Origin of the sequence: Dysgonomonas sp. ZJ709 (assembly GCF_011039195.1) — a bacterium.
Taxonomy (GTDB): Bacteria; Bacteroidota; Bacteroidia; order Bacteroidales; family Dysgonomonadaceae; genus Dysgonomonas.
In genome coordinates, this window is sequence record NZ_JAAKEM010000001.1 from 254212 (window position 1) to 272337 (window position 18126).

The following is an 18126-nucleotide window of genomic DNA, read 5'->3' on the forward strand; positions in this document are numbered from 1 at the left end:
TGCTTTTTTACAAAAAATAAGGTTACCTGATGAGATAACCTTATTTTATATAAATGATAAATTGTAAAATCTATTTTGTTCCCGTCACAGGATCACGTCCAAATCGTTTTGAAGTTTAGTATTATTGGATGCAGGGCCTATCATAATATTGAATATACCGCTTTCTACTACCGGTTTCAAATCTTTACCAATCAGTTCGAAATCTTTAGAAGTTAGTCTAAATGTAACTATTCTCGATTCTCCGGCTTTAAGGTGCATACGATCGAAACTTCTTAGTTGCTTCACAGGGCGTACGGTCGATGCCACTTTGTCACGTAGATATAACTGAGCAACCTCGTCACCATCGTATTTACCTGTATTCTTCACAGTAAAGCTTACTAGATAATCAAGACTTCCATTTTTCTCAATCGTTAAACTACTGTAGTCGAATGTGGAATAACTCAATCCATATCCGAATGAATAAAGCGGTTTTGCCGACATTTCCACATAATCGTGACCTGCCGGATTGCGCATATTATAATACACAGGTAATTGCCCCACCGAACGAGGAACCGAGATAGGTAGACGACCTGCCGGATTGTAGTCGCCAACCAATACATCAGCAATGGCGTTTCCTCCATCTTGCCCCGGATACCAAGCACTTAGTAAAGCATCGGCATTTTCGCTAGCCCAGTTCATATTCAATGGACGACCTTGTATATAAACTACAACCACAGGAGTACCTGTTGCTTTAACGGCTTTCAGTAATTCCAGTTGTTTTCCCATGAGGTCGAGAGTCGCTCTATCATAGCCTTCGCCGCTTTCCATATCGCTCACACTATTCTTATCAGCTACTGCTGCACCGGTATCGATATACTTAGTCTTGAAATCGCGTGCACTCGATCCGCCTACTACTACTATTGCCACATCGGCTTTTTTTGCAGCAGTTACAGCCACATCTATATTTATATCGGTAGTGTCTCTGATGGCACACCCTTTCACATATTCTATTTGCGAAGATGTAAGTTTTGCCTTTAAACCATCGAGAACAGTAACGATATTACTTCTTTCTTGTGGTGCTGTATAATCTCCCAATTGATTGTAAATGTTATCGGCATTAGGCCCTATTACAGCTACTTTTTTTATGTTCTTGTTTAAAGGAAGAGTATTATTCTTGTTTTCCAGTAGAACAATAGCTTCGCGGGCAACTTGCCTTGCCAAAGAAATATTTTCTTTTGTTCTTACATTTGCCTTTGCTGTTTTTTCACTTACATACGGATTTTCGAATAATCCCATTTTGAATTTCAAACGTAATAATCTGCATACGGCAGTGTCAATCACCGATTGCTTTACCTCACCTTTTTTTACGGCATCTATCAGATTCACATAAGCATTGCCTCCTAGGTCGCAATCCAATCCCGCAACAACTGTTTGTTTAGCTGCATCAGCTACTGATTCTGCAACATGATGGCTACCTTTAAGACCTTCTATACTTCCCAGATCGGAAACTACAAAACCTCTAAAGCCCCACTCGTCGCGAAGAATATCATTTAATAAATATTCGTTCGACGAACAAGGAATACCATCTACCGAATTGTAAGCAGTCATAACGGACAATGCTCCTGTACGAACAGCTTTCTCGAAAGGGGGAAGGAAATTCTCTTTCAGATCTCTCATTCCCACACTATTGCTACTGCCATTATGTCCACCTTCGGGTACACCATAAGCAACGAAATGCTTAAGGGTCGAAATCAGGCTAAACTCTTTTGTCAGATCGCCACTACCCAAACCTTTCACAAAGGCCTCTCCCATGCTGGCAATCAAAATAGGGTCCTCGCCATAAGCTTCCTCTGTTCTCGACCAACGAGGTTCTCTTGCTAAGTCCAATACAGGGCCATAACCGATGTGCGCTCCTTGCATGCGGGCTTCTTTCGATATGGTTGCGCTCATTTGTTCGATAAGTTTAGGATTCCATGTTGCTGCTTGTCCTATGGCTGTCGGAAATACAGTCGTACCTATCGCCATGTGTCCGTGCGGACATTCTTCTGCTAAGAAAATAGGGATACCTAAGCGTGTGTTTTCTATCATATAACGCTGAAGCGCATTACATGCTTCTGCCGATAAGGCAGGATTTAATCCTGTCTCTAACGTTTTTTGTGTCCATGGATCGGCACGAAGGGTAGCCCAAAGCATACCGATATGCCTCTCCTTTACTATATTTTCAAATTTCTTCGATTGAGATACTTTATTACCTTGTTTCTCATACATTTCCCAACCAAGAGGGCATAATAATTGTCCGACTTTCTCTTCCAATGTCATTTGGCGGAGAAGGTCTTGTGTACGTTCCTCGACACTTAATTTCGGATTTTTGTATCCGTTTTTTTGTGCTTGAATTGACTGAGTAATTATCATTGAAATGATAATAGCAAAACAATAGGAGTAAATGTGTTTCATGTTTAGTTATAATCAGTTTATATAATATATTTTACTTCTTTGAAGGCGAACTTACGTTCCACGCCTTCCATCGTTTCCAATACAAGAATACCGGAGGGTTCTATGTCTTTTATCTTCGCAAGGAAATCCATTACGCCGTCGTGATATAAGTGGTAACCTTTGCTTCGGAAGAGAGAGTCCTTGTATTGTTGAACTATCGGATTGAAATTGCCTTCTTTTACATCCCTGTAATGAAGTTGAATCTGGTTTGCTAACTCTGTCAGTATTTCTTTTAAATCATAGCTGTTGCCTGTTATCTTTTTTAGGGATACAGGATTTGGCACTTCGGTAATAAATCGCTCTTGATTTATATTTATGCCGATACCGATAACAGACTGGTTGATTTTGTTTTCTAATAAGGCGTTTCCTATCAGAATACCGCAAATTTTCTTCTCTTTCCAATAGATATCATTCGGCCATTTAATCGTAATATTATCAGCATATTTACTTAATGTATCTTTGAGAGCTAATGATATGAATTGCGATATGATAAACTGCTCGTTTGCATTTATCATTGTCGGATAAAGTACAATACTGAAAAGCAGATTTTTTCCATGTTCAGATTCCCAGTTATTACCACGCTGCCCTTTTCCGGCTGACTGGTAATCGCTGTGTATAATAGTTCCCTCTTCTACATTTTGTTTCAATAACAAATCTTTAAGATAAGTATTAGTCGAAAAAGTCTCTTCTAAATGAATAACAGGAGGCATAAATTATCGGATTAACTGTTATGGTATTCTTCTTGTTTCTTTTTAGGCAGTTTTTTGATAACTTCATCTACAGAATGATGAATGAGTTCTTTTGTCAATTCATCAGGCACACCGCTATCTAAAAAAATAGATATCCAGTATTTTTTATTGAAATGAAAAGCGGGGGTGATTCCACTGTGATGTTCCCTTAAATCTACAGCCCTTTCCGGATCGCATTTCAAGATAATATTAAAATCATTATTCCTAGGTTCGAGAGGCAAACATGCAAACATTTTCTCCATAACCTTGAAAACAAGTGTGGTATCATCAAAAGGGAGACATTCGGAAGCTCCTTTAATCGAGAGGCAATATTCTCTAAGTTGTTCAATATTCATATCTTATCAATTAACAGGTGATAAAAAAGCATCGTCAATATGATCTATTTCAAAAGATTTCCCTGTCGGAGTAATTGCTATTACATCGAATCGGGCAGGCAGATCGATGTCAAATTCATTCAGATAAAAATCAGCTGCTTCTACAATACGTTTTATTTTCCCTTTCGAAACGGCATCTTCGGGATTACCCCATTGATTCGAACTTCGGGTTTTCACTTCTACAAAAACGATAAACTCATCATTTTGAGCTATAATATCTATCTCATACTTATCATAAGCCCAATTGCGCTTAATTATCTTATAACCGTTCTGCTGAAGATAATATACGGCGGCATCTTCGCCTTTTTTACCGAGTTCGTTATGTTCAGCCATGGTATCAGATAAGTGTAAGTTTCTTAGTTTCCTTATTGTAAATGGGTACTAAATTCACTGTATCTAAAGTAAGGCAGTAATCAACAGAGTCTTGTAGATTATTCGCCTCCAATCTCTTTATATGTTCTGATTTATTTATGTATGCACGAATATCAGGTTTAGCCTCTTTCCACATAGACAGAGCGACTTGCGTCGCATCTGATGCAGACAGATAGCTTCCTTTCTTTATCAGGAGTTCGGCTAAAGCACCGCCATATAAACTATCTTCCAAGTTGAATCGGTTATTCCATCCAGCACAGAGTACTATCACATCCTTCTGCTTTTCGATACAAAAATCGACAATTGCATTGATATTAGAAAAAGCACCAACTGCCAACGAATAACAATCAGCAGCTATATTTATAGCTTGCGTGCCATTCGTGGTTGTAAATACAACATCTTTATCTTTTACCTTTTCCGCTGTATAGTCGAATGGAGAATTACCAAAGTCGGCAAAGCCGCAACGCTTCACATTCCGTTCAGCTCCTACCAGATAACCTTTAGCTTTGTAAGCTTGTGCTTCTTCGATAGAGGCTACAGGGATAATACTTTTTACTCCATTCTGGAATGCAGCACACATTGTGGTCGAGGCTCTAAAGATATCGACTACAATTACTATCTTATCGTTATTCTCAGCATAATAAGGATAGAGTGCAGGCGAAAAACAAACTTCTACTTTCATCTTATAATGCAGCTTTTATTCTTGATAGTTTAATTAATAGACCTTCTAATTGGTCGAGAGGAAGCATATTTGCTCCATCAGATAGGGCATGAGCAGTATCGAAATGTGTTTCTATAAACAGGCCGTCTATACCCGTTGCAATACCGGCTTTACACATTGTTTCTATCAACTGTGGTTGTCCACCTGTCACACCCGACGATTGATTTGGTTTTTGCAAACAGTGGGTCGCATCCAACACTACCGGAAATCCGAATTCTTTCATTTCGGGTATTCCTCTGAAATCTACAACTAAATCCGAATATCCGAAGGTCGTACCTCTATCTGTTATGACTACATTGTTATTACCTGAATCCACAACTTTTTGAGCTGCAAATTTCATTCCACCCGGTGCAAGGAACTGCCCTTTCTTTATGTTTACAATCTTACCTGTTTTTGCCGCAGCAATCAATAGATCAGTCTGGCGACAAAGGAATGCAGGGATTTGCAGCACATCCACATATTCGGCAGCCATAGCTGCTTCGTGTGTTTCGTGAATGTCTGTTACCGTAGGTATGCCAAATGTTTCGTTTACTTTGCGGAGTATTTTCAAAGCTTTTTCATCACCGATCCCGGTAAATGAGTCTACGCGCGAACGATTAGCTTTTTTATATGATCCTTTAAAAACATAAGGAATATTTAGCTTTGATGTGATTGAAATAATTTTTTCGGCAATACGTAATGCCATTTCTTCTCCTTCTATAACACAGGGCCCTGCAAGAAGAAAGAAGTTATCTGTTTTCAAATATGAATTATCCATGTAAAATAGAGTAAATAAGTACTGTAAATAAATTATTATTTCTTTTTAAAGTGACAACTAACTTAGTTGATAATATCTTAAGAAACCTGCTTTAAAAAGATTCCCGAATATACTAAAAAACTCTTAGATGTGGGATAGAAAAAAATTAAAATAAGGGAATCATTGATATTCTGACAGTTGGATTAAATATCATTTTTTGTTTGCATTTCAAGATCAAAATGCCCGTATTTATTGTTATATGATAAATTGCGAGAGTTATAATTAATACAACTTAATGAAATTATATTATGGGGAGAAGTAAAAAGAAAAACTTCGTTTTAGATACAAATGTTATTCTTCACGATTTCAGATGCTTGGATAATTTCGAGGAAAATGATATATACATTCCTATCATTGTACTCGAAGAGTTAGATAAATTTAAAAAGGGGAACGAACAGATAAATTATAATGCTCGCGAATTTCTTCGTCAATTGGATGCTATAACAGACGACGACCTTTTTTCGAAAGGTGCTGCAATGGGCAATGGTATGGGTAAACTTTATGTGGAGACAGGAATGAAATCTCAGCCGAAAGTTTCAGCCATATTCCCTGAAATGATACCCGATCACCGGATATTGGCAACTCTGATGGATATTTCAGAACGAGACCCGAAAACGAAGACTATTCTTGTAACAAAGGATATTAATCTGCGAATGAAGGCACGTGCAATAGGATTGCTTACCGAAGATTACATTAACGATAAGGTTCCTGATGTATTTCTGTTCGAAAAAGAGCATAAAACATTTAAAGATATGGATTCGTCTGTTATCGATAGACTTTATACGCAGGCAGAAGGTATTGATATCTCGGAGTTTGATCTGGATAGCCCTGTGAATCCCAATGAATGTTTTATTATGAAGAATGGCAAAAAGAGCGCCTTAGCTCGTTTCAATCCATTTACCAATAAAATAAAGAAGATAGAGAAGCAGGTTGCTTATGGTATTCAGCCACGTAATGCCGAACAGGCTTTTGCTCTAGAGGTTCTGTTAGACCCGAATGTAAAGTTGGTGGCACTTACGGGGAAAGCCGGTACGGGAAAAACCCTGCTTGCTTTGGCTGCGGCATTGAAACAGCATGAGAATTACGAACAAATATTGCTGGCACGCCCTATCGTAGCATTGGGGAATAAGGAATTGGGTTTTCTGCCCGGAGACGAGAAGCAAAAGATAGCACCTTATATGCAACCGTTGTTTGATAACTTGTTGGTCATAAGAAATAGCTTATCATACGGAAGTGCAGAGGCACGTAGTATAGAAGAAATGCAAAAGAATAAAAAACTAGAGATAGAGGCCTTGGCATATATACGAGGACGAAGCCTTTCGGAAATGGTCTGTATTATAGATGAGGCACAGAATCTGACTCCACACGAGATAAAGACGATCATAACACGGGCAGGAGAGGGAACAAAGATGATATTTGCAGGAGACCTTCAACAAATTGATTCGCCTTATCTTGATGCTCAGTCGAATGGTTTGGCTTACGTAATAGATAAAATGACAGGGCAGGATTTATTTGCCCACGTCAATCTGCTGAAAGGAGAGCGAAGCCGATTGTCCGAGCTGGCTAGTACTTTACTTTAAAAGTATAGAAAATAATATAGGGGAGAGGTTGTACTTTTTGTACAATCTCTCTTTTGTTTAAGCCATTTTGTTTATATTTTAAAATGTTAACATCATTTGGGGATTTAATACTTTTTTCTTGACAATATAAGCATCCTAGATAGCGTTAAAGCCTTAACCAATTAAAACAACACATCTTATGAAAAAAATCTTGTTAGTAGTTATTATGAGTATCGGTTTTGGCTGTATACTGTCTGTGAATGCTCAGGAAGATTCACGATTTACTTTTGGAGTGAAAACCGGAGTCAATCTATCCAACTCGAGTTTATCTATTGCTGATCCCAGAGTCGGATTTAACATCGGAGGAACTGTCGATTATGAATTGTCAAAAGGCTTTTTCTTATCATCGGGACTCGAATTTACGACTAAAGGAGCTAAGTTTAGCGAGCGTTATTTTGCTACTGAAATATCAGAATCAAGTAATATTGTGATTGGTGATAAAGAAAGTAATTTCAATCTGATGTACCTTCAGGTACCTTTGACTATCGGTTACAAGATTCCACTGGCAAAATCTCTATCATTAAATCTGAATGCCGGTGGTTATGCTGCTTATGGTATTACATCACGAAATAAAATTTCGTTGACTACACCAGTTGAAACTGATGGTTATTTATATACATCTCATAATGAATATAAATCGACAGGTTATGACAAAACAGGTCTTGATCGTTGGGACTTTGGTTTGCTTGGAGGGATTGGATTGCAATATAAGAAAATTGTACTTAATGTGAATTATGAATTTGGTCTTCGCAATCTACAAAAAGGTCCGACATCGTATGTCGTTACTTATGACCAATATGGAAGTCCAACAGGAACTATGAATAATGACAAATGGAAGACTCGCAATTTAAGTTTTTCAGTAGGGTATAAGTTTTGAAAAATGGGGTAAGAGATGAAACAAAAAGGGTCGCATTTGCGACCCTTTTTTTATATTACATATTCATCCGATTACCAGATGTCAGCACGTTTTTCTTTTGGAATATACAATGCATCTTTGTCTGTTATATTGAATGCATCATACCAAGCATTAATATGAGGCAATGTTCCGTTTACACGCCATTTTCCTAGCGAGTGCGGATCCATTTTGGTAAGTCTAAGCGCTTCTTCATCGCGGATATTACCAGCCCAAACACCTGCATAAGAAAGGAAGAATCTTTGTTGAGGTGTAAAGCCGTCTATTTCCTCTCCTTTTTGAGCTTGTTCTGTTTTAGAAAAAGCATTGTATGATATTTGGATTCCACCAAAGTCTCCGATATTTTCTCCTAATGTAAACTCGCCATTAGCAAATACACCCGGTAAAACTTCTATTTGGTTAAAATGATTGACAAGCACTTCTGCTCTACTTTTAAATTCTTTTGAGTCATCGGCTGTCCACCAATCTAGCAAATTACCATTCTTATCGTATTTAGCACCTTGGTCGTCAAATCCATGCGACATTTCGTGACCGATAACTACGCCGATAGCTCCGTAATTAACAGCATCATCAGCGTCCAGATAGAAGAACGGAGGTTGAAGAATACCAGCAGGAAAGCATATTTCATTTGTAGTAGGGTTATAATATGCGTTCACCATTTGAGGAGGCATATGCCATTCTGATTTATCTACCGGTTTATTGATTTTGTTAATCAGTTCGTTGTAGCTGAACTCGCTTGCACGAACAATATTTTCCCAATAGCTGTCTTTCTTGATCTCAAGCGTTGAATAATCTTTCCATTTGTCAGGATAGCCGATTTTTACAGTAAATGCATTTAGCTTTTCTTTCGCTTTTTCCTTTGTTACATCACTCATCCAGGCTAGGCTCTGTATACGTTCTCCAAGAGTAACCTGAAGATTGTCTACTAGTTTTAGCATTCTTTCTTTCGCTTCAGCCGGAAAGTATTTTGCAACATACATTTGTCCTACAGCTTCACTCAGCGATCCGTCTACGGTTCTTACAGTACGTTTCCAGCGAGGTTGTTGCGCCTGACGGCCACTCATTTGTTTTCCGAAGAACTCAAAGTTTGCATCTACGAAATTATCACTTAAATAGTTTGCTGATGCATTGATCACACACCACGAAAGATATGCTTTTGTCTCATCGATAGGGCTTGTTTGTATCAGTTTAACGGCAGAAGCTACCGGGGTAATCTGAGACACATTGAGATCTTCAAATCCTTTTGCATTTGCTGCATTGAAGAATGTTGCCCAGTCGAATTTAGCAACTTTGGCATCCAGTTCTTCTACTTTCATTTTATGATAGTTCAGTTCAGGTTTTCTGGTGTCTTCTTTCTTGAAGTGCGCCTTTGCCAAAGCTGTTTCAATTTTAAGAACAGCATCGGCTGCTTTTAGTGCATCGGCTTCTGCACAACCGGCATTCATAAATTGAACCTTAATCAGATTGTGGTATCCGCTGCGAAGTGCTACAGATGTAGAATCTTGTTCAATGTAGTATTCGCGGTCGCCCAGACCTAGTCCGCTTTGATATAAGTGAACAATATTCATGGAACTATTCTTATCGTCAGCACCAACATACATTCCGAAGAATGGAGTTTCTGCATATTGTCTGATTTTTCCGACTAATTTGATAATGTCGGTAGTATTGGCTGCTTTATTTATTTCTTCCAATTGGCTTTTGATAGGACTAGCACCATCGGCATTCAGTTTTACGCTATCCATACCCATAGCATAAAGATCACCGATTTTTTGACCAATAGAGCCTTGTTCATGTGTAGTCTTTCCCAACTCCTCAATCAGTCCCCTTACTTGTTCTTGATTTCGCTCTGCAAGTTTATCGAAAGAGCCATAACGAGAATATTCGGCAGGCATAGGATTTGCTTTAGACCATCCGCCTGTGGCAAACATATAAAAATCGTTACCCGGAGCAACTGTTGTGTCCAGATTACTCATGTCGAAATTTGCACTTTCGGCAACCTCTTGATTTTTAGATTTATCACTACACATTGACGATGTGAACGCAATTGCAGCGATAGGTAAGAAATAATAAATCTTTTTCATCGTTCTTTTATTTTAATTTTCTTCTACAAAATATTGGATCTGATTGACCCAAACAGTATATCCTTCCTCATTCAGATGCAGGCCATCGGTTGTGTATCGAGCATCTAATTGTCTCTTTTTAATTAAGAATGAAGGGTAGATGTTAATGAAAACCAGATTTTCTTTTTTACTTAATTTATGGAGTTCTTTATTTAGTTTTTCTATTGTCTTCTCTTTCTTTTTTAGTCGCGAATAAATTCCAACCTCATTATTGATAGGCAGTACGCTTTGAAGATAGATTTGAGTGTCGGGGCTACCTTCCTTTATCATTACAATCATTGTACTGATGTTGTTTATAATCTTTTTATTCGATCTGCTCAGCGATATGTCATTAATACCGGCCATTATAAAAAGCTTCTTTGGTTTAGCCGCAATAATTTCGTCTATTCTGGCTAACATACCTTCTGTATTATCACCTGCTATTCCTCTGTTTACAGGTTGTTGATTAGGGAAATACTCATCCCATTTTCCGGCTTGAGTAAGACTATTGCCAAGAAATATAATTTGCCCCTCTGTTAAGGGATGTTGTTTGAAATATGCCATTCGATCGATATAAGTCTGACTTTCCTGAATATTCTCCTGAATCTCTTGTCCCATTACGTACACAGAGAAAAATAGTAGCAACGTCGCAAATTTTATTCTCATAGTCGCAGGATTTAAGTGTTAGTGATACTTTCTAACTCCATAGTCAATTCTTCCCATTTAAGCATATCCTGCTGAAGCTCTTTGTTTAACAGTCCATGTTTTTCAAAAAGGGACGTATTAGCTGAATCTTCAGGAGTAGCCAGTCTGACTTCAAGGTCGGCGATCTCTTTCTCTTTCTTTTCGATGGAGTGTTCCATCTCTTTTATTTGTTTCTCAACTCGTTTTATTTGGCGGCTTAATTCTTTGCGCTCCTCGTAGGACAGTTTATTTGTCGGTTCTGTTTTCTCAGATTCTTCTGTTTCAACGCTTTTACTCTCATTCCGGCTCACCTGAGTCTCTAATTCCTGTAAAGAATCCATTTTCTTCTTTTCAAGAAACTCATATATACCATACAAATGTTCTTTCACTTGCTGGTTGCCAAACTCGTACACTTTATCTACTAAGCCATTAAGAAAATCTCTATCATGGGATACAAGAATTACTGTTCCGTCAAATTCTTTCAATGCCTCTTTTAGTACATCCTTCGATCTCATGTCGAGGTGATTAGTAGGCTCATCGAGAATAAGTAGATTGACAGGCTCCAACAATAAACGAATCATAGCCAAACGGCTGCGTTCTCCTCCCGAAAGGACTTTTACTTTCTTATCGGAAGCTTCTCCTCCGAACATAAATGCTCCGAGTATATCACGTATTTTAGTACGAATATCACCTGTTGCTACATAATCAATCGTTTCGAATACGGTTTTGTTCTCATCTAATAGTTGAGCCTGATTTTGAGCGAAATAGCCTATTTTTACGTTGTGCCCCAATTCCAATTTACCTTCGAAATCGATCTCACCCATTATACATTTGACAAGGGTAGATTTACCTTCACCGTTTTTACCGACAAAAGCTACTTTATCTCCGCGATTGATAGTCAATGTAACGTTCTTAAAGATAAGATGATCTCCATAGCTTTTTTCTACATCCTCCGCTATTACGGGATATGAGCCCGAACGGGGTGCAGGAGGGAATTTCAGACTAAGCATGGCTGTATCTTCGTCGTCGACTTCTATGCGGTCTATCTTATCAAGATGTTTTATCCGTGATTGTACTTGTACCGATTTGGTCGCTTTGTAGCGGAATCGCTCTATAAACTCTTCGGTTTTTTGTATTTGTTTTTGCTGATTTTCGAAAGCACGCATTTGTTGTTCGCGATATTCTTTACGAAGTTCAACGTATCTGGAGTAAGGTACTCTATAATCGTATATCCGTCCTAGTGATATTTCGATGGTGCGTTGTGTCACAGCATCTAGAAAAGCACGGTCATGCGAAACGAGTAAAACGGCATTCGCCCGTGTAGAGAGGAATGTTTCGAGCCATTGTATAGATTCTATGTCTAAGTGATTGGTAGGCTCATCGAGTAATAATACATCCGGACGTTGGAGCAATAGTTTTGCCAATTCGATTCGCATACGCCATCCTCCACTGAATTCGGACGTAGCACGATTAAAGTCTGAACGGGTGAAGCCGAGTCCGAGCAAAGCTTTTTCTATTTCAGCCTGAAAATTGTTTCCGCCCGACATTAGAAACTGCTCGTTCAGATGAGCAGAACGGTCTATAAAATCGTGATATATTTGTGATTCGTAGTCCGTTCTTTCAGCCAGTTGTTTATTTACATACTCGAGTTCGGTTTCCAGCTTATGGATATGGTCGAAGGCCAAAGCGGCTTCTTCCAGAACTGTATTACCTTCGTTCAATGTCATGTGCTGAGGCAGATAACCGATAGTTATATCCTTAGGTGATGAGACATTGCCGTTTGTAGGTTGCTGCAATCCCGCAAATATTTTGAGCATGGTAGATTTTCCTGCTCCGTTTTTTCCAACGAGGGCAATTCTATCTTTTTTGTTTACAACAAACGAAACACCATCAAAGAGGGTAAAACCTCCAAATTCGACTGTAAGACCTTCTACTGAAATCACAATTAAAATATGTTTAAAATCAGCACAAAAGTAGAGAATTTAACTGAAATACAGTGACGTTTTGTTATTTTCTTCAATAGCAGTCTGTTCCTTATGTTGCTTATTCTATGATAATATCATATCTGGTAAGTAATCCTTTGATTCCATCCGCCGAAAATCGTGCTTTTTTAATTTTGTTGCTTTCCGGATGAATCGAGTAATTATGAGATGTACTGAAGTCTGCTTTTTCAAGATTTGTCCGCTCAAAGGTAGCTCCCTCAAGATCACATTTATAGAAGGTCGTACCTGTCAGATTCGTTTCTACAAAATCGACATCCTTCATATTGCAATTCTTGAAAACGATATCTTTTAATTTGAGCTTAAAGAACGAAGAGAAATTTAGTATGCAATTATCGAATTTGAGTGCTAAAGAAAATTGATTGCAATGATCGAACCGTAAGCCCATGAGTTTACAATTTTTGAATGTCACGCCCCGAAAAGCTGTATTGCCAAGTTTTGCCATACTCAGATCGCAATTATCGAATGTGCAATTCGTAAAAGCGATCTCCAATAGATTTGCATTTAATAAATTACAATTAATGAAGCTACAACCGTCGTAATCTCCTTCTTCTAAAAGATTGGTAGTAAAATCGACTCCTTTAAATTCTTCGTCCTCAGTGAAAATTCTGCTCATAATACGTGTGGTAAAATTATAATTTAAGTAAAACAAATAAGTGTCAATTAGCAATACCCTTTCAGCATGCTGTAAAAATAAAGGGGTTTTAGCCCATAAACTTTCAGCAACCATGCAGCATACTGTTCTTTGGAAGTGTCTAATAGCGTGAATGGGAACGATGTGTCAGGGTCTTTATTGTAATCAAATTCACATAGAAGTACATTTCCATATCCAGTGATAATAGGACATGCGGCATATCCGTTATATTTCTCTTCGGGTGTTTTGCCTTCCATAAGCGAAACGAGATTTTTAGCTGCAATAGGCACTTGTTTTCTGATTGCAGCAGATGTTTTACTTGTAGGTATTCCAGCGCAGTCTCCTAAGGATACAATATTCGGGTATGTTTTGTGGACTAGTGTTTCTTTATCTACCATCACCCAACTCTCCGCAGCAAGTTTGCCTTCTGTCCAGCCTAATCCTGAATCGCGGACGAAGTCGGGAGCAGACATCGGTGGTGTGAAGTGTAGAAAATCATATCCTTCGGTGGATGGAGTCGTGATAAGCTCCTCTCCGACAGTTTCTCTTTTTTCAAAATATACTTGTTTGGTAGCAGTATCAATCCCCTTTACACGAACATTCAGATTGATATTGACATCACGCTCGTTGTATATTTCCAGCAGACGAGGTGTATAATAGGCTACATCATAAAGTTCGGGATCGGCTGTGTAATAATTTAAAGTAACATTGTCACGTGTACCTTGCTTCTGTATATAATCTTCCGTTAATAGGCATATCTTTTTTGGCGCTCCACCACATTTGTGCTTTGTATAAGTATCCGTGAAAATACCTTTACCTCCGGTTTTTGAAAATTCCTGCATGGCAACCCATGTTTTTTGAGCACCTACAAAGTCATATATGCAATGGGCATTTCCTTCACCCAATGTGGCTTGGGTAATACCTTCTACTTTCTCCCAATTTATTTGTAATCCCGGTGTTAAAACCAGAAAATCATAATCTACGTTTCCATTTTCAGCTGTTGTGATTGTATTCTTTACAGGGTCTATTGCTTTTACTGTGTCTTTCAGCCATGTGATGTCGCTAGGTACACAATCTTCCTGCGATTTCCATACATCATCTGCTTTATAAACCCCCGAAGCTACAAGTGTAAAGCCCGGTTGATAGTACTGCTTGTCGCTGGGGTCGATCAGGGTAATATTCGGTTCGTCGAGCCACCTGTTCAATAACGCAGCCATACTAATGCCGGCAGCGCCTCCGCCTACTATTACAATCTTGCCTTTGGCGTTGCTCGAAAATTTATTGAGCTGATAAGCTCCAATGCCTGTTACCACTCCGGCAGCAGCTGCAATTTTGAGGAATTTTCTACGATTGATTTTTTTGTTACTTAATTTGTTTAATTTGTTCAGATTTTCATCTGATGTGTTGTTTTCCATGCTTAGATATATTGAAATTTATTTTTCCAGTAGGATGATATTCATTGTTACATTTTTGAATGGTCTGTCGCTCTGATTTGTTTCTACATTCTGAATTTTGTCTACAACATCTAGACCTTCTATCACTTCTCCATATACAGTGTAGCCTCCATCCAATCGTGGTACTCCTCCAACAGTTTTGTATGCTTCTTTTTGTTCGGCGGTAAATAATGCTTCCGATTTTCTTGCGTTAGCCTCTTCTTCGGCTTGAGCCTGAAGTTTAGTTCTGAACTCTGTCAACGCATTTCGGTCGCCTTGCCGATATAATTCTTTGACGGTATCCGTATTTGCGGCTTGAAGTCCTTTTAATATTTCTTGTTTCAGTTTTTCGAAACGCTGTCTCTCCAAAGCTTCAAGTTCATTGTCGGTATAAGTCTTTCCCATCACGATATAGAATTGAGAGGCCGATGAGCCTTTTTCGGGATTTACATCATCTCCTGTACGAGCCGCCGCCAAAACACCGCGTTTGTGAAATATTTCAGGTGTTCTGAATTCAGCATCTACCATATAGCCCAGATCTCCATTCCCAAGAAATGCGGTATCTGATGCTAGACGAGAATCGGGATCGCCACCTTGTATCATAAAGTCTTTTATAACCCGATGAAATAACAAGTCTTTGAAGAAACCTTCATCGATCAGCTTTAAAAAGTTATCCCTATGTTTAGGTGTTTCGTTAAAAAGTTTGATCTTTATATTTCCATAATTGGTTTCGATCAATACAATCGGTTCTTTTTCTTGCGATTTCATATTCATTGCTGTTGCTAAAACGATGATAAATAATAATATTTTTTTCATATTGATATATGTACTTTATTGACTGACGATACTGATTTGCATTTTAATATCCTGCATAGGGCGATCATTGTCATTTACTTTTATACTTTGTATTTTATCTACGACATCTATTCCTTCAATCACCTCTCCAAATACAGTGTACATTCCATCTAGATGAGGTGCACCACCTATTGTTTTATAGATTTCTTTTTGCTGGTCGTTAAATAGTATTTTCGATTCTGTGGCTTTTGCATCCTTTTCGGCTTGTGCAGATAATTCTTCTCCTAATGTGTATAGACCGTCCTGATCTTTTTTGTCATAGAGGAGTTTAATCTTATCTATATTCTGAACTTGCAGCTGATCGAAAATATCTTTCTTAAGCTTTTCAAGACGTTTGTCTTCGATGTCTTTTATTTCGGACTCGTTGAAGTGTGCACCTGTTACAATGTAAAACTGATAAGCGTCAGATAACTTCTCAGGATTCTTATCATCGCCCCAACGGGCTGCACCCAAAGCTCCTCGTTTATGGAAATAACGAGGGTACACACTATCTATCTCGGAAGGTATGCCGGCTAAAGTAGAATCGGTTTTTATTGTTCCGCCTTGTATCATAAAATCTTTGATTATCCTATGAAAAAGAACATCATTGTAACTGCCTTCGTTAATCAATTTTATAAAATTGTCACGATGGAGTGGTGTTTCATTGTAGAGTTTAATTTTGATATTGCCATAGTTAGTCTTGACTAAAACAATCGTTTCTTTTTCTTGTGATGTGCCCTTGCAAGAGGTAATAATCAGTATTAGTAATAATAAAGAATAAAGATTTTTAATGTATTTATGTTTCATGATATCTCGAATTTCGGAGTCGCAAGATACGAAATAGACTTGTATCTTCCATTTCCCTTACTCCTTAATTTTTTCTTGCGATGGTAAGAACTGTTTCCCTATATATAATAACAAGTTGTAGTTCTTGATGATCTGGCTTTGTATTATCTTAAAAATATATTAGATTTGCATTGTTATAAGAATGAGTAAATTTTATTACCCGAATAAACTTTATTTATTAATCTCACATACTAATTTAATAAAGTGCAGACTTTAAAATAGAGGAATGATAAAATATAAAAGAATACTTCTCAAACTAAGTGGCGAGTCGTTAATGGGCGAACAGCAATATGGTATTGATGTTAATCGGTTAAATACTTACGCTACTCAGATAAAAGCGATTGCTGATATGGGAATCCAGATAAGCATAGTAATCGGAGGAGGTAATATATTCAGAGGGCTAAGCGGTGCCTCGAAAGGTTATGATCGTGTAAAAGGTGACCAGATGGGTATGCTGGCAACGGTGATCAATAGTCTTGGTCTAAGTTCGGCATTCAATGCCATAGGGCAGAAATCTCGTGTACTCACTGCTATCCGTATGGAACCCATCGGTGAAATATATAGTAAATGGAAGGCAATAGAAGCGATGGAGAATGGAGAAATTGCTATCTTGTCGTGCGGAACAGGGAATCCTTTTTTTACAACGGATACAGGTTCTTCACTTAGAGGAATCGAAATAGAAGCCGATGTTATGCTAAAAGGCACCCGTGTAGATGGAATCTATACAGCCGATCCTGAAAAAGATCCGACAGCTACCAAGTTTGATAAAATATCTTATGATGAGGTATTGAACAGAGGATTGAAAGTGATGGATTTAACAGCAACGGTGATGTGCAAAGAAAATAATCTGCCTATTGTTGTTTTTGATATGGACACAGAAGGCAATCTTGAAAAAGTAATGCGAGGTGAGAATATCGGTACTTATGTACATGCCTGATCTTATAACTAGGGAATAAATCAGAAATCAAATATAAATAAACATTATAAAGCTATTTTTATGGCAGTAGATATAAAAGAAATAGAAAAGAAAGCGGAAGCTAAAATGGCTTCTTCGATAGAATTTTTGGATGAATCTTTGGCGCATATTCGTGCGGGAAAGGCAAATCCCAGAATTCTTGATGGTATTAAACTGGATTATTATGGAAGCCTAACGCCTCTTAGTGGTGTTGCTTCTATCAGCACACCCGATGCGAGAACAATTATTGTTCAACCATGGGAGAAGAATATGATGCGCGATATTGAAAAAGCAATCATGGACTCGGATATTGGTATTACTCCCGATAATAACGGTGAAGTTATTCGCTTAAGTATTCCTCCGTTGACAGAAGAACGTCGTAAATTGTTAGTAAAGCAATCGAAGCAAGAAGCAGAAGATGCGAAGATCAGCGTGCGTAATGCCCGCCGTGATGCTATCGATGCAATCAAGAAATCGGTTAAAGACGGCCTTCCTGAAGATGTAGCGAAAGATGGCGAGAACGAAATGCAAAAACTTCATGACAGATATATTAAGAAGATCGATGAAGTATTCGCAGCAAAAGAAAAAGAAATATTAACTGTATAACACCTGTATGTTCCAATAT

General features: G+C 38.1%; 17 protein-coding genes. 4 read left to right on the forward strand and 13 right to left on the reverse strand.

Features of this window, described 5'->3' with window-relative positions:
- Positions 1–84: 84 nt before the first annotated feature.
- Genes G7Y56_RS01115 through kdsA form a run of 6 tightly spaced genes read right to left on the reverse strand, consistent with a single transcriptional unit; the run spans position 85 to position 5445 of the window.
- Positions 85–2391: a glycoside hydrolase family 3 N-terminal domain-containing protein gene (locus tag G7Y56_RS01115; protein WP_255498616.1), complete on the reverse strand. Its 2307-nt coding sequence runs from the start codon at positions 2389–2391 to the stop codon at positions 85–87.
- Between the two features lie 59 nt (positions 2392–2450).
- Complete coding sequence (locus G7Y56_RS01120; protein WP_165040379.1) at positions 2451–3182, reverse strand: biotin--[acetyl-CoA-carboxylase] ligase; 732 nt, start codon at positions 3180–3182, stop codon at positions 2451–2453.
- A gap of 11 nt (positions 3183–3193) precedes the next feature.
- The gene (locus G7Y56_RS01125; RefSeq protein ID WP_165020477.1) at positions 3194–3556 is read right to left on the reverse strand and encodes an MmcQ/YjbR family DNA-binding protein; all 363 of its coding nucleotides are present in this window, start codon (positions 3554–3556) and stop codon (positions 3194–3196) included.
- A 6-nt stretch (positions 3557–3562) separates the two neighbouring features.
- Positions 3563–3928 (reverse strand): YraN family protein, encoded by a 366-nt coding sequence (locus tag G7Y56_RS01130; RefSeq protein WP_165020478.1) that lies wholly within the window; start codon positions 3926–3928, stop codon positions 3563–3565.
- Between the two features lie 4 nt (positions 3929–3932).
- Positions 3933–4649 carry a 2-phosphosulfolactate phosphatase gene (locus G7Y56_RS01135; RefSeq protein WP_165040381.1) on the reverse strand — a complete coding sequence of 239 codons (717 nt, stop codon included), beginning with the start codon at positions 4647–4649 and terminating at the stop codon, positions 3933–3935.
- Position 4650: 1 nt separating this feature from the next.
- Entirely contained in the window at positions 4651–5445 is a 795-nt protein-coding gene (gene kdsA / locus G7Y56_RS01140) for a 3-deoxy-8-phosphooctulonate synthase (RefSeq protein ID WP_165040384.1), read from the reverse strand.
- A gap of 287 nt (positions 5446–5732) precedes the next feature.
- Here kdsA and G7Y56_RS01145 point away from each other — a divergent pair, with 287 nt between their 5' ends.
- Positions 5733–7064: a PhoH family protein gene (locus G7Y56_RS01145; protein WP_165020481.1), complete on the forward strand. Its 1332-nt coding sequence runs from the start codon at positions 5733–5735 to the stop codon at positions 7062–7064.
- Between the two features lie 178 nt (positions 7065–7242).
- A complete protein-coding gene (locus G7Y56_RS01150; RefSeq protein ID WP_165040386.1) occupies positions 7243–7980 on the forward strand; it encodes a porin family protein in 738 nt (245 codons plus the stop codon).
- 71 nt (positions 7981–8051) lie between these two features.
- Here G7Y56_RS01150 and G7Y56_RS01155 read toward each other — a convergent pair whose 3' ends face one another.
- The 7 genes from G7Y56_RS01155 to G7Y56_RS01185 all read right to left on the reverse strand — a co-directional run bounded on the left by G7Y56_RS01155 (position 8052) and on the right by G7Y56_RS01185 (position 16507).
- A complete protein-coding gene (locus G7Y56_RS01155; RefSeq protein WP_165040388.1) occupies positions 8052–10097 on the reverse strand; it encodes a M13 family metallopeptidase in 2046 nt (681 codons plus the stop codon).
- 12 nt (positions 10098–10109) lie between these two features.
- Entirely contained in the window at positions 10110–10781 is a 672-nt protein-coding gene (locus G7Y56_RS01160; RefSeq protein WP_165040390.1) for a GDSL-type esterase/lipase family protein, read from the reverse strand.
- An 11-nt stretch (positions 10782–10792) separates the two neighbouring features.
- Positions 10793–12742, reverse strand: coding sequence for an ABC-F family ATP-binding cassette domain-containing protein (locus G7Y56_RS01165; RefSeq protein ID WP_165040392.1), 1950 nt, complete (start codon positions 12740–12742; stop codon positions 10793–10795).
- A gap of 100 nt (positions 12743–12842) precedes the next feature.
- Positions 12843–13415, reverse strand: a complete 573-nt coding sequence (locus tag G7Y56_RS01170; RefSeq protein ID WP_165040394.1) for a pentapeptide repeat-containing protein — start codon at positions 13413–13415, stop codon at positions 12843–12845.
- A 47-nt stretch (positions 13416–13462) separates the two neighbouring features.
- Positions 13463–14848: an FAD-dependent oxidoreductase gene (locus tag G7Y56_RS01175; protein ID WP_165040396.1), complete on the reverse strand. Its 1386-nt coding sequence runs from the start codon at positions 14846–14848 to the stop codon at positions 13463–13465.
- 18 nt (positions 14849–14866) lie between these two features.
- Complete coding sequence (locus tag G7Y56_RS01180) at positions 14867–15682, reverse strand: peptidylprolyl isomerase (protein WP_370457656.1); 816 nt, start codon at positions 15680–15682, stop codon at positions 14867–14869.
- A gap of 15 nt (positions 15683–15697) precedes the next feature.
- Positions 15698–16507: a peptidylprolyl isomerase gene (locus G7Y56_RS01185; RefSeq protein ID WP_165040398.1), complete on the reverse strand. Its 810-nt coding sequence runs from the start codon at positions 16505–16507 to the stop codon at positions 15698–15700.
- Between the two features lie 265 nt (positions 16508–16772).
- Between G7Y56_RS01185 and pyrH the strand changes: the two genes are divergently transcribed.
- Positions 16773–17483, forward strand: a complete 711-nt coding sequence (gene pyrH / locus G7Y56_RS01190; RefSeq protein WP_165040400.1) for a UMP kinase — start codon at positions 16773–16775, stop codon at positions 17481–17483.
- Between the two features lie 60 nt (positions 17484–17543).
- Complete coding sequence (frr, locus tag G7Y56_RS01195) at positions 17544–18107, forward strand: ribosome recycling factor (RefSeq protein WP_165040402.1); 564 nt, start codon at positions 17544–17546, stop codon at positions 18105–18107.
- Positions 18108–18126: the final 19 nt, after the last annotated feature.

What these genes read in the sequence shown, in the direction of transcription:
- G7Y56_RS01150 (WP_165040386.1), top strand. Translation starts at nt 7,243, where the DNA reads ATGAAAAAAATCTTGTTAGTAGTTATTATGAGTATCGGTTTTGGCTGT.
- G7Y56_RS01125 (WP_165020477.1), bottom strand. Translation starts at nt 3,556, where the DNA reads ATGAATATTGAACAACTTAGAGAATATTGCCTCTCGATTAAAGGAGCT.
- G7Y56_RS01145 (WP_165020481.1), top strand. Translation starts at nt 5,733, where the DNA reads ATGGGGAGAAGTAAAAAGAAAAACTTCGTTTTAGATACAAATGTTATT.
- G7Y56_RS01175 (WP_165040396.1), bottom strand. Translation starts at nt 14,848, where the DNA reads ATGGAAAACAACACATCAGATGAAAATCTGAACAAATTAAACAAATTA.
- G7Y56_RS01180 (WP_370457656.1), bottom strand. Translation starts at nt 15,682, where the DNA reads ATGAAAAAAATATTATTATTTATCATCGTTTTAGCAACAGCAATGAAT.
- kdsA (WP_165040384.1), bottom strand. Translation starts at nt 5,445, where the DNA reads ATGGATAATTCATATTTGAAAACAGATAACTTCTTTCTTCTTGCAGGG.
- G7Y56_RS01160 (WP_165040390.1), bottom strand. Translation starts at nt 10,781, where the DNA reads ATGAGAATAAAATTTGCGACGTTGCTACTATTTTTCTCTGTGTACGTA.
- G7Y56_RS01115 (WP_255498616.1), bottom strand. Translation starts at nt 2,391, where the DNA reads ATGATAATTACTCAGTCAATTCAAGCACAAAAAAACGGATACAAAAAT.
- G7Y56_RS01155 (WP_165040388.1), bottom strand. Translation starts at nt 10,097, where the DNA reads ATGAAAAAGATTTATTATTTCTTACCTATCGCTGCAATTGCGTTCACA.
- G7Y56_RS01170 (WP_165040394.1), bottom strand. Translation starts at nt 13,415, where the DNA reads ATGAGCAGAATTTTCACTGAGGACGAAGAATTTAAAGGAGTCGATTTT.
- G7Y56_RS01120 (WP_165040379.1), bottom strand. Translation starts at nt 3,182, where the DNA reads ATGCCTCCTGTTATTCATTTAGAAGAGACTTTTTCGACTAATACTTAT.
- G7Y56_RS01130 (WP_165020478.1), bottom strand. Translation starts at nt 3,928, where the DNA reads ATGGCTGAACATAACGAACTCGGTAAAAAAGGCGAAGATGCCGCCGTA.
- frr (WP_165040402.1), top strand. Translation starts at nt 17,544, where the DNA reads ATGGCAGTAGATATAAAAGAAATAGAAAAGAAAGCGGAAGCTAAAATG.
- G7Y56_RS01185 (WP_165040398.1), bottom strand. Translation starts at nt 16,507, where the DNA reads ATGAAACATAAATACATTAAAAATCTTTATTCTTTATTATTACTAATA.
- pyrH (WP_165040400.1), top strand. Translation starts at nt 16,773, where the DNA reads ATGATAAAATATAAAAGAATACTTCTCAAACTAAGTGGCGAGTCGTTA.
- G7Y56_RS01135 (WP_165040381.1), bottom strand. Translation starts at nt 4,649, where the DNA reads ATGAAAGTAGAAGTTTGTTTTTCGCCTGCACTCTATCCTTATTATGCT.